Genomic DNA, 11,637 nt, shown 5'->3' with positions numbered 1-11,637 from the left:
CAGACCCGCGTTGGCGGGTCTTTGGTACCATTATTCCGCGTTCACTCACCCCAGGCTTGCCGCAAACGGGCCAGAGCCGACTCGATCGCCGGCTCCGGAACCGCAGCAAAACCCAGCACCAGACCGGCGCGTTGATCGATCGGGGTCGTCGAATCCGGCAACCAATAACGACTCAAGCCGTGGACTTCCACCTCGACACTGGCGGCCTGTTCGATCAATTGTTGTTCACGGGCGACGCTGTCGACTGCCACCGTGAGATGCAGTCCGGCCGACACCGCCGGCAGCTCGCCGACACCGGCCAGACCTTGAGGCCAGCCGTTAATCAGGGCGTTGCGCCGGCTCAGGGCTGCCCGCCGCATCCGCCGGATATGTCGCTGGAAGTGTCCAGCTGCCATGAACTCGGCCATCACCGCCTGAGTGCTCACTTCGGAATGCCGCACATCCACCGCTCGCCGCTGAGCAAAAGCTTCAACCAGCCCCGGCGGCAAGACCAGATAGCCCAGACGCAGCGCCGGAAACGCGACTTTGCCGAAAGTGCCGACGTAGAGCACACGGCCCTGCCGATCGAGTGCTGCCAACGGAGCCAGCGGCGCGCCGGTATAGCGATACTCGCCGTCGTAGTCGTCCTCGACGATCCAGCCGCCGGTGCGCTCGGCCCAGGCCAGCAATTCCAGACGGCGCGCCAGGCTCATCACGACCCCGGTCGGGTACTGATGAGACGGCGTGACATACGCCACCCGGCAATCTTCGGCGGCCGCCAGTGCCGCACAGTCGATGCCCTCTTCGTCCAGGGCGATGCCATGCAGCCGACCACCAGCCAGCGCGAACGCATGACCCGCTGCGCGATAGCCGGGATTCTCGATGCCCACCCCGGCGCCAGGCTCCACCAGCAACTGTGCACAAAGGCTGATTCCCTGTTGCGCGCCACTGGTGATCACAATTTGTTCAGCCGAGCACTGCATGCCGCGCGAACTGCGCAAATAAGCGGCGATCAGACCACGCAGGCGCGCATCGCCCGCCGGATCGCCGTAACACAGTTGCTGCAAGTCGGGTTTACGCCAGAACGCCGCGTTCAGCTTGGCCCAGACGTCGAACGGGAACAGGTCGAACGCCGGAACCCCCACCCTGAAAGCCCGTGGCGGACCACTCGGCGGCGTCGGCAAATGGTTCTGTTCAAGCCGCTGCATCGCACCGCTGTGGATAACTTTGCTGGATAAATCACCAGTGAAATCGACTGACTTTGTGGATAAGGCTGTGGGTAAGCCTGTTGAAAAGCCTGTGGATACTTTTGTGGATAGTTTTTTCGCCGGTCTCGTCGATTGTGGCAACTGCGCCACATAAGTGCCGTCCCCGACCCTACTCTCGATGAAGCCTTCGGCATACAGCTGATCGTAGGCACGCACCACGCTGTTGCGGGAGATCGCCAGCGCTGCCGCCAGATCGCGACTGGCCGGCAGCCGCGTGCCGCCGGCCAGTCGCCCGTCGAGCACTCGCAGGCGCAAGGCTTGATAGAGCTGGCGGCTCAGGCCTTTGCGGCGGTCGAGTTCAATGCCGGCAGGATTGAACGGCAGCGACAGCGTGGTCGAATCGGGCATGACAATGGACCTATGAAATTGGTCATCAATGGCTCTTACAACAGACCAATAGCCTGCCTACGATGCAGGCATTCGCCAAGGAAAATATCTCCATGTACACGCCCCACGCCTTTGCCATCGACGACTTGTCCCAACTGCACGAACTGATCCTTGCCACTCGCCTCGCCATCCTGGTGACCCACGGTGAGCAGGGCTTGCAGGCCAGTCATGTGCCGGTGCTGCTGCATCGAGAACAAGGTCCGAACGGCACGCTTTACGGGCATCTGGCCAAGGCAAACTCGCAGTGGAAAGACCTGCGTGACGGCGCCGAGGCGATGCTGATTTTCCCCGGTGCCGACGCCTACGTCAGCCCGGGCTTCTACCCGAGCAAGGCCGAGCACGGCAAAGTCGTGCCGACCTGGAACTACATCGCCGTACACGCCTATGGTCACGCCGAAACCTTCAGCGATGGCGGTCGCCTGCTGGACATCGTCAGCACCCTCACTGATCGCCATGAGGCCGGCCGCGCCCAGCCCTGGTCAGTCGACGATGCGCCGGCCGATTACATCGACGGCATGCTCAAGGCCATCGTCGGGTTCGCCATTCCGATAGACCGGCTCGAAGGCAAGCGCAAGCTCAGTCAGAACCGCAGCGCCGAAGATATCGCCGGCGTGCGCGAAGGGCTGGCCGCCAGCCCCGACATCAACGATCAAACCCTCGCTCACTTGATGCGTTAAGGAAAATCACCATGAATCAGATCGACATCCGTCCGGTCAGCGCCGCCGATCACGCGGCCTGGCGGCCGCTGTGGCAGGCCTACCTGCGCTTCTACAACACCGAGCTCCCGGAGGCCGTCAGCCAAAGCACCTGGCAGCGTTTTCTCGACCCGAACGAACCGACCCACGCCGCCCTCGCCTGGGCTGACGGCAAAGCGGTGGGCATGGTGCACTTCATCTACCATCGTTCGAACTGGAGCATCGAGAACTCCTGCTACCTGCAAGACCTGCTGGTGGAGCCGCAAACCCGTGGCACTGGCGTCGGTCGTCTGCTGATCGAACACGTCTACGCCGCCGCCAAGGCCGACGGTTGCTGCAAGGTGCACTGGCTGACCCACGAAACCAACGCCACCGCGATCCAGCTCTACGAGCGCATCGCCGAGCGCCCGGGTTTCATCCAGTTTCGCAAAGCCATTTAAGGAGCCACGTGCATGACGATTTCACTCGCCGACTGGAAAGGCGTTCCGCCACCCTCCTCCACCCTGATCGAAGGTCGCTTCATCCGCCTGGAAAAACTCGACCCGGCGCGCCACGGTGACGACCTGTTCAGCGCCCTGCAAGGCCCGGGCGCCGACCCGAAACTCTGGGATTACTTGCCCTACGGCCCGTTCCCGGAGCGCAGCGCCTTCAATGACTGGCTGAACAACCACGCCGCCCACAGCGACCCGTATTTCTTCAGCGTCATCGACCGCGCCAGCGGCCAGGTGCAAGGCATCCTCAGCCTGATGTCGATCGTCCCGGCCCAGGGCCGCATCGAAATCGGCCACGTCACCTTCGGCGCCCCGATGCAGCGCTCGCCGAAAAGCACCGAGGCGGTCTACCTGCTGGCCAAAGAATCCTTCGCCCTCGGCTACCGCCGCCTCGAATGGAAATGCAACAACGGCAATGCCCGCTCCAAATATGCGGCCGAACGGTTGGGCTTCAGCTTCGAAGGCGTGTTCCGCCAGCACATGGTGGTCAAGGGCCAGAATCGCGACACCGCGTGGTACTCGATTCTGGATTCGGAATGGCCGGCGATTGCGGCCGGGTTCGAGCGCTGGTTGAGCGACGAGAATCAGACGGCCGAGGGGCAGGTGAAAGGGTTGGTCGAGTGCCGCGGCTGAGTATGTAAACGCAAAGAAGGAAGCCCCCGACGGCGACTGCAGAAGTTGGAGGGCGCTTCCTGTCTGTTATTGCTTCATCTGCAACCAATTGCAGATGAAGCACTCAACTCGCAGACATATCTGCAAAAGAATGCACATAGCCCAGACATCATTCTGTAAACCCGCTCCGCTATACAGAACGCCCTCACTTATAACTAAAAGGACGTTCTCCCCATGCCGCTCCCGCCTCAGCGCCTGTCGCTCGCCACCGCCCTGTTGATCGCCACCAGTGCCGCCCATGGCAAGAATGTCGTGATCGACACCGCCACCACCGCGTCACAGACATTGGGCGGCAGTGACACCCTGACGATTTCGGTGCCGGGCAGCATCACCAACAGCGGCAAGGCCGTGAGCCTCAAGGACAGCACCAGCGCTGCCGGCGTGATCATCGATAACGCGGGCAAGATCATCTCCACCGGCGGCCGGGCCATCGATAGCAGCGGCGATCTGACCCAGGCACGCAATTACGCGATCTACAACCGCAGTAGCGGGCAAATTCTCGGTTCCAACGATGCGATCCGCATCGACAGCAACTTCGTCAACGGCAGCCTGTTGATCGACAACAGCGGCACCATTCGCTCGACCACAGGCCAAGGCCTGGATCTGGATGCGTTGCGCAGCGACGGGGTCAAAACCACCATCATCAACCGCGCGGGCGGGCTGATTCGTGGGGACGCCAGCGACGGAATGAAGACTGGCGCCAACGCGACCATCAGCAACTACGGCGAGATCTCCACCGGTGACTCGCACAACGCCGACGAGAAGTTCGACGGCATCGATATCGACACCGCGACCGGCGTCAGCGTGACCAACTACGGCGTGATTTCCGGTGGCCGACATGGCATCACCACCGACCTCGGCGCGACGCTGGTCAACTACGGGCAGATCACCGGGCGCAACGGTTCCGGTTTCGGTTCCGATGGCGACGGCACGGTGATCAACCACGGCACCATCACCGGCGCGTATTCCGGGTTGCAACCCAATGGCGACGGCGACGGCGTGGACATCGACAAGATCGCCCACATCGAAAACTACGGCACCATTCAAGGCGTCGGCGCCGGCGGCGTGGACAAGGGTGGTTTCGCCAACGGCAGTGAAGGCATCGCTCTGGGCGGCGGTTACATCCTCAACGCCAAAGGCGCACTGATCAGCGGCGCCAACAGCGCCATTCTGGTGGATGACGGCAGCGGTGGTTCGGGGCTGGCGGCCACCATGCTGGAAAACTACGGCACCATTCAAGGGCTCGACGGTTTCGGCGTGAAGTTCGTCGGTGAGTTCGCCGACAACGTAATCAACGGTGGCACGATCAGCGGCAGCAACGGCCTGGCGCTGGATCTGGGCGGTGGCAACGACAGCCTGACACTGCGCAACAGCAGCCGGTTTATCGGCGTGGTCGATGGCGGCACTGGTTATGACCGCGTGGTGATGGACGACGCGGCGGGCGGCAGCTTCGGTGCGAGCCGCAACTTTGAATGGCTGGAGGTCAAGCAAGGCGCCTGGACCCTCACCGGCAGCGGCGATTTCAGTGACGGCGGTGCCGTGCGCAACGGCTCGACCCTGATCAACCAGGGCGGCATCGCCGGCAACCTGACCGTAGACCCCGGCGGCGTGTATGCCGGCGGTGGTTCAGTGGGCAACCTCAACGTGAATGGCAAGCTGCGCACTGACACCCGCCTCGGCACCGCGACCGTCGTGCACGACTTGAACATGGGCAGCGCATCCACTCTCGCCTACGGCGTCAATGCCGATGGCAGCAGCGCGCCGGTTCAGATCGGCGGCACCGCCAACCTCAACGGCGCGACGCTGGCGGTCAATCCCGGCAGCGGCACGTATCCGTGGCAGAGCCATTACACGGTGCTGCAGGCTGCGCGGGTCAACGGCACGTTTGGCGCGGTCACCAGCGACTACGCGTTCCTCACGCCAACCCTCGCTTACACGTCGACTCAGGTCGATCTGACCTACACCCGCAATGACGTGGCGTTCAATGAATTCGCCGTCACCGGCAACGGCAGCAACGCCGCCAACAGCCTGGCTTCGATGGGCAAGAACAACGTGCTGTACAACGCCTTGCTCAACACCACTCAAAGCAGCGCAGGCGCGGCCATCGAGCAACTGGCCGGCACCAGCAACGCCAACCTGACCAGCGCCACTCTCGGTGCCAGCAGCCAGGTCGGCAGCAGCATGCTCTCGGCGATGCAGCAAATGGGCGGCAGTCCCGGCTTGATGGTCGGCCTCGATCAACGCGACACACCGATTCTCGCCGCCAACGGCGTACCGTCCGAAGCGCGAAACCTGAATGACCCGAACGCCCGGGGCCGGCTCTGGCTGCAGGCCATCGGCGGCTACGGCAAGCTGGATGGCGAACACGGCAGAAGCGGTCTGGAACAGCGCACCAAAGGCAGCGTGCTCGGTGCCGATTGGGCACTCAATCCGCAGTGGCGTCTGGGCGTGCTCGGCGGCTATTCGAAGACCGACCTGGACGCCACCGGCGTCGACGGCAATGTCGAGAGCTGGCACGCCGGTGTTTATGCGCTGCATCAAAACGGCCCGCTGGCTCTGCGCTTGGGCGCGGCGTACAGCGGCCATCAGGGCGAAAGCAAGCGCACCATCGCATTCAATGGTTTCAGCGATCGTCCCAAGGGGGATTACGACGCCGACAGCCAGCAAGCGTTCGCCGAACTCGGCTACGCCATGGGCACTGGCCGACTCAGCGCCGAACCATTCGCCAGCCTCGGTTACCAGCGCTATCACCGCGACCGTTATCAGGAAAAGGGTGGCGCGGCGGCCTTGCAGGTCGACAGCCAGACCCAGGACAACTTCAGCAGTACCTTCGGCGTACGCCTTGCGCACCTCAGCTCGCTGGACAATGGCATGAGCCTGACTCCGCGGATGGCCGCCGGCTGGAAGCACACCTACGGCGATGTCAGCAGCTCGACCCGTCAGGCATTTGTCGTTGGCGGCACCGCATTCAGCGTCGATGGCAGCTCGCTGGATCGTGACAGCCTGGTGCTGGAAGCAGGGCTGGATCTGGGCGTTTCGGCGCGACATACGCTGGGGCTCGGATACACCGGCGAGATTGGCAGCAACAGCCGAAATCACGGGTTGATCGGGCAGTGGCAGATGAGTTTTTGAGATTTCGCCAATCGATACTTCAGCGAGTGTTGTAGGCAAAGGCGTCTGGTGGATCGGGTAAACAGGGGCGGGCTCATCACTCGTCACTGACCGGGCTACAAAAGCAGACGTCATCGCCTGCACACGGTTCGGAATCGCCCGGCATCGGCGCACCGGCATCGACTTTTACAGTTTGGCCTCATCTTTCGATAGGTCGAACTGAATGCCCATTCAATGCAAATACAAGTTCCAACATCTTGTCCTGGCGGTTGCGCTGGCAGTCGGTTGCGTAGAATTTTCGCTGGCGGAACAGTCGGAGCCCGACGCGCCCGTCATGGACGAGGTGAAATCCAAGCCTGCGCGCAAGAAGAAAGAAAAAACTGCTCCGCTTAATCTCGCTGAAGAAACAGTGCGTGAGGAAAGGATCGCTCCGCCACTGGAAGCAATCCCCGCCAGCACTGAGATTCCGGCGCTACCCGCTCACACATCCGACGATATTCCATCCAGGAAAGTCGCCACGACAGAGAGCGGCAGCGCGCTCGAAGAAAGCCTGGAAAAACCAGCGCCCTTACCGGAACCGGTTCTGGCGGAAACGCCCGCAGCTCAACAAACCCAAGTGGTGGACCAGCCGCCGTCAACGGATTCCCCTCCACCTCCAGGCAACCCAGCCGTTGCAGCCCTGCTCGCTGCCGACGAAACCACGGCCGCCCTTGCCCTCGATCAACTGGCCGGTGGCAGCAACGCCAACCTCGCCAAGGCAACCTTGAGCAGCGTCACACCGGTCAGCGCCAGCTTGCTGTCGGCCATGCACCAACTCGATAACCTGCATGACAATCAACCAAACGCACCTCGCCACGCGGCCGGAAACGCCGAGAACGGCAGGGTCTGGCTGAAGGCCCTCGGCCACAGCGGGAAACTGGATCGCGATGTGGAGCCCATGCAGCATTCCACCAAAGGACTGCTGCTAGGCGCGGACTGGCGCCTGGACGAAGAATGGCGACTGGGCTTGATGGGCGGCACCTCCGACACGCGCATCGACAGCAAGGAGCTGGACGGCGACCTCGACAGTTGGCACCTCGGCGCTTACGCCTTGCGCCAGACCGGTCCGTTGTCACTTCGGCTCGGCGCGACCTGGAGCAACCATGAAGGCAGTACCCGCCGCGAAGTCGCGTTCGGCCGCTTCCATGACCGACTGAAAGGCAACTACCAGGCCACTACCCAGCAAGCGTTCATCGAGTCGGGATACAACCTGGGGCAGGCCAACATCAGCATCGAACCCTTTGCCAGCTTCGGCTATCAACGCTACCAGCGCGACGGCTACACCGAAAAAGGCGGGGCGGCGGCGCTCAGGGTGGATGATCAATCCCAGGGCAACTTCAACACCACCGTCGGCCTGCGCATGGCGAAAGTCAGCACGCTGGATAACGGCATGCGCCTCACACCACGATTCAGCGCGGGGTGGAAACACGTTTATGGCGAGACCTACACCAGCACCCGGCAACGTCTGGTCACCGGCGGCCATGACTACACCGTTTACGGCGCAGAGCTGGATCGCAACAGCCTGACGCTCGACACCGGGCTGGATCTGGCCGTCTCGTCCAGCCACACACTCGGTGTTGGTTTGTCGGGTGAGATCGGTACCGACAGCCGAAACCACGGCGTATCAGGCCAGTGGCGAATGGCGTTCTAAGTCCAGACGGTTGCTGCCGCACGGTGCGGCAGCACTTTGAAAGCAAAAAAAAAGGGGAGCACATGCCCCCCCGAGGTTTAAAGCGTTGTATCGAGGCCGTTATCTCAGCCTTCGATCTCGATCAGGATTTCGCCCGGGTTCACCCGGTCGCCCTTGGCAACATGGATGGCGGTGACCTTGCCGGCAATCGCAGCCTGGACTTCGGTTTCCATCTTCATCGCTTCGGTGATCAGCACAGCCTGGCCCGCCTTGACGGTGTCGCCTTCCTTGACCAGCACATCGACGATGTTGCCCGGCATGGTGGTGCTGACGTGACCTGGTGCCGAAGCTTGCTTGCGCTTGCTGCTGCCGCCGCCGACGAATTCGTTGAGCGGCTCGAACACCACTTCTTCCGGCATGCCGTCGATGGACAGGTAGAAGTGACGCTTGCCTTCGGCCTTGACGCCGACACCGGTGATGTCCACGCGGTAGGTTTCGCCGTGAACGTCGATGACGAATTCGGTCGGTACGCCTTCGCCGCCGGCCGAAGCCACCTTGCCCGCTTCCGGGATTGGCAGCAGCACTTCCGGGGTGAGGGTGCCGGCAGCACGTTCTTCGAGGAACTTGCGGCCGATGTCCGGGAACATGGCGAAGGTCAGCACGTCTTCTTCAGACGTGGCCAGTGCACCGATATCGGCACGCAGCTTGGTCATTTCCGGCTTGAGCAGGTCGGCCGGACGTACGTCGATGACCTCTTCGCTGCCGATAGCCTGGCGACGCAGCTTCTCGTTCACGGTGCCCGGCGCCTTGCCGTAGCCACCCTGCAGGTAGAGCTTCACCTCGTTGGTGATGGTCTTGTAACGCTCGCCAGCCAGCACGTTGAAGAACGCCTGGGTGCCGACGATCTGCGAAGTCGGAGTTACCAGAGGCGGGAAGCCGAGGTCCTCGCGCACGCGCGGGATCTCCGCCAGCACTTCGTTCATGCGGTTGAGAGCGCCCTGCTCTTTCAACTGGTTGGCCAGGTTGGAAATCATCCCGCCCGGTACCTGGTTGACTTGAACACGGGTGTCGACGGCGGTGAATTCGCTTTCGAACTGGTGGTATTTCTTGCGCACGGCGTAGAAGTACAGACCGATCTCTTGCAGCAGCTCCAGATTCAGGCCGGTATCGAACTCGGTGCCTTTGAGCGCAGCAACCATGGATTCGGTGCCAGGGTGACTGGTGCCGGAAGCGAAGCTGGAGATCGCGGTATCGATGTGGTCGGCACCGTTCTCGATCGCCTTGAGCTGGCACATGGTTGCCAGGCCGGCGGTGTCGTGGGAGTGGATGAACACTGGCAGCGACTGTTCGGCTTTCAGCGCACGCACCAGTTCACCGGTAGCGTACGGGGTCAACAAACCGGCCATGTCCTTGATCGCCACCGAGTCGCAACCCATGGCTTCCATTTGCTTGGCCTGGGCGACGAACGCGTCGATGGTGTGCACCGGGCTGGTGGTGTAGGCGATGGTGCCCTGGGCGTGTTTGCCGGCAGCCTTCACCGCTTCGATCGCCACACGCAGGTTACGCACGTCGTTCATGGCGTCGAAGATGCGGAACACATCGATGCCGTTGACCGCAGCCTTGGCGACGAACGCCTTGACCACGTCATCGCTGTAATGGCGGTAGCCCAGCAGGTTCTGACCGCGCAGGAGCATTTGCAGACGGGTGTTGGGCAGCGCGGCGCGCAATTGGCGCAGGCGCTCCCACGGGTCTTCTTTCAGGAAGCGGACGCAGGCGTCGAAGGTCGCGCCGCCCCAGACTTCCAGCGACCAGTAGCCGACCTTGTCCAGTTTGTCGCAGATCGGCAGCATGTCTTCGGTGCGCATGCGGGTGGCGAGCAGCGATTGGTGGGCGTCGCGCAGGATGGTGTCGGTTACGAAAATCTTTTTAGTCATTGTTCTATTCCTCACAGGCCTGCGTGGGCGGCAATGGCGGCGGCGATGGCCAGGGCCAGCTCTTCGGGTTTGCGCTTGATCGAGTAGTTGGTCAGTTCAGGGTGGCTTTCAACGAAGCTGGTGTTGAACTGGCCGCTACGGAATTCCGGGTTGCGCAGGATTTCCTGGTAATACGCGGCGGTAGTCTTCACGCCTTGCAGACGCATGTCGTCGAGGGCGCGCAGGCCACGGTCCATCGCCTCTTCCCAGGTCAGTGCCCACACAACCAGTTTCAGGCACATCGAGTCGTAGAACGGCGGAATGGTGTAGCCGGTATAGATCGCCGTATCGGTCCGTACGCCCGGTCCGCCGGGGGCGTAGTAACGGGTGATCTTGCCGAAGCTCGGCAGGAAGTTGTTTTTCGGGTCTTCGGCGTTGATCCGGAACTGCAACGCAAAACCGCGATGCTGGATGTCTTCCTGTTTCACCGACAGCGGCAGGCCGGAGGCGATGCGGATCTGTTCGCGGACGATGTCGATCCCGGTAATTTCTTCGGTGATGGTGTGTTCCACCTGCACCCGGGTGTTCATCTCCATGAAGTACACCTCGCCCTCGGCGAGCAGGAACTCCACGGTGCCGGCGTTCTCGTAGCCCACAGCCTTGGCTGCACGCACCGACAGGTCGCCGATGTAGGCGCGCTGTTCCGGGGTCAGCTGCGGGCTCGGGGCGATTTCGATCAGCTTCTGGTTGCGGCGCTGGATCGAGCAGTCACGCTCGAACAGGTGCACCACGTTGCCGAAGCTGTCGCCAAGGATCTGCGCTTCGATGTGCTTGGGATTGACGATGCACTTTTCCAGGAACACTTCGGCCGAACCGAAGGCCTTGGTGGCTTCGGAAATGACGCGAGGGAAGTTCTGTTCGAGTTCTTCTCGGCTGTTGCAGCGACGGATACCGCGCCCGCCACCACCGGAAGTGGCCTTGAGCATCACCGGATAACCGATGCGGTCGCCCTCGCTCAACGCTTCTTCAATGCCCGAGACGTTGCCTTCGGTACCCGGAGTAACCGGCACACCGGCCTTGATCATGCTGCGGCGCGCTTCAGTCTTGTCGCCCATGCGGCGGATGACTTCCGCCGACGGACCGATGAATTTGATCCCGCGTTCGGCGCAGATCTCTGCCAGTTCGGCGTTTTCCGAAAGGAAACCGTAGCCTGGGTGCAGTGCATCGCAACCGGTTTCCACGGCCAGGTTCACCAGCTTGCGCGGATTCAGGTAACCGGCCAGCGGCTCGGCACCAATGCTGTGGGCCTCGTCCGCACGCTTCACATGCAAGGCATGGCGGTCGGCGTCGGAAAAAATCGCAACCGAGCGAATGCCCATCTCGGCGCAGGCACGCACGATTCGTACGGCAATCTCACCACGGTTGGCGATCAGGATCTTTGTTATCACTTGG

The 11,637-nt window shown here is 62.2% G+C and carries 8 protein-coding genes; 5 read left to right on the top strand and 3 right to left on the bottom strand.

Annotated elements, in window-relative coordinates:
- Positions 1–41: 41 nt before the first annotated feature.
- Positions 42–1,595 (bottom strand): PLP-dependent aminotransferase family protein, encoded by a 1,554-nt coding sequence (locus tag CAF87_RS10185; protein ID WP_085731324.1) that lies wholly within the window; start codon positions 1,593–1,595, stop codon positions 42–44.
- Between the two features lie 92 nt (positions 1,596–1,687).
- On the opposite strand from CAF87_RS10185, the gene CAF87_RS10180 reads away from it, so the two are divergent.
- The 5 genes from CAF87_RS10180 to CAF87_RS10160 all read left to right on the top strand — a co-directional run bounded on the left by CAF87_RS10180 (position 1,688) and on the right by CAF87_RS10160 (position 8,293).
- Entirely contained in the window at positions 1,688–2,311 is a 624-nt protein-coding gene (locus tag CAF87_RS10180) for an FMN-binding negative transcriptional regulator (RefSeq protein WP_085731323.1), read from the top strand.
- Positions 2,312–2,322: 11 nt separating this feature from the next.
- The gene (locus tag CAF87_RS10175) at positions 2,323–2,769 is read left to right on the top strand and encodes a GNAT family N-acetyltransferase (protein WP_085731322.1); all 447 of its coding nucleotides are present in this window, start codon (positions 2,323–2,325) and stop codon (positions 2,767–2,769) included.
- A gap of 12 nt (positions 2,770–2,781) precedes the next feature.
- The gene (locus tag CAF87_RS10170) at positions 2,782–3,453 is read left to right on the top strand and encodes a GNAT family N-acetyltransferase (RefSeq protein ID WP_085731321.1); all 672 of its coding nucleotides are present in this window, start codon (positions 2,782–2,784) and stop codon (positions 3,451–3,453) included.
- 213 nt (positions 3,454–3,666) lie between these two features.
- Positions 3,667–6,624 (top strand): autotransporter domain-containing protein, encoded by a 2,958-nt coding sequence (locus CAF87_RS10165; protein ID WP_085731320.1) that lies wholly within the window; start codon positions 3,667–3,669, stop codon positions 6,622–6,624.
- Between the two features lie 313 nt (positions 6,625–6,937).
- Complete coding sequence (locus CAF87_RS10160) at positions 6,938–8,293, top strand: autotransporter domain-containing protein (RefSeq protein WP_371850979.1); 1,356 nt, start codon at positions 6,938–6,940, stop codon at positions 8,291–8,293.
- 104 nt (positions 8,294–8,397) lie between these two features.
- Here the strand turns inward: CAF87_RS10160 and oadA are convergent, their stop codons facing one another.
- Together oadA and CAF87_RS10150 are read right to left on the bottom strand one after the other, a co-directional pair.
- Positions 8,398–10,206 (bottom strand): sodium-extruding oxaloacetate decarboxylase subunit alpha, encoded by a 1,809-nt coding sequence (gene oadA / locus CAF87_RS10155; RefSeq protein WP_085731318.1) that lies wholly within the window; start codon positions 10,204–10,206, stop codon positions 8,398–8,400.
- Positions 10,207–10,217: 11 nt separating this feature from the next.
- The gene (locus CAF87_RS10150; RefSeq protein WP_085708794.1) at positions 10,218–11,633 is read right to left on the bottom strand and encodes an acetyl-CoA carboxylase biotin carboxylase subunit; all 1,416 of its coding nucleotides are present in this window, start codon (positions 11,631–11,633) and stop codon (positions 10,218–10,220) included.
- Between the last annotated feature and the right edge of the window lie 4 nt (positions 11,634–11,637).

Origin of the sequence: Pseudomonas sp. R38(2017) (assembly GCF_002112395.1) — a bacterium.
GTDB lineage: Bacteria > Pseudomonadota > Gammaproteobacteria > Pseudomonadales > Pseudomonadaceae > Aquipseudomonas.
The sequence above is the reverse complement of the archived record's forward strand: the minus strand, read 5'-3'. Positions and strand labels throughout refer to the sequence as shown.

Coding starts and splice junctions, on each gene's coding strand:
- CAF87_RS10160 (WP_371850979.1), top strand. CDS start 6,938: ATGGACGAGGTGAAATCCAAGCCTGCGCGCAAGAAGAAAGAAAAAACT.
- CAF87_RS10185 (WP_085731324.1), bottom strand. CDS start 1,595: ATGCCCGATTCGACCACGCTGTCGCTGCCGTTCAATCCTGCCGGCATT.
- oadA (WP_085731318.1), bottom strand. CDS start 10,206: ATGACTAAAAAGATTTTCGTAACCGACACCATCCTGCGCGACGCCCAC.
- CAF87_RS10170 (WP_085731321.1), top strand. CDS start 2,782: ATGACGATTTCACTCGCCGACTGGAAAGGCGTTCCGCCACCCTCCTCC.
- CAF87_RS10165 (WP_085731320.1), top strand. CDS start 3,667: ATGCCGCTCCCGCCTCAGCGCCTGTCGCTCGCCACCGCCCTGTTGATC.
- CAF87_RS10180 (WP_085731323.1), top strand. CDS start 1,688: ATGTACACGCCCCACGCCTTTGCCATCGACGACTTGTCCCAACTGCAC.
- CAF87_RS10175 (WP_085731322.1), top strand. CDS start 2,323: ATGAATCAGATCGACATCCGTCCGGTCAGCGCCGCCGATCACGCGGCC.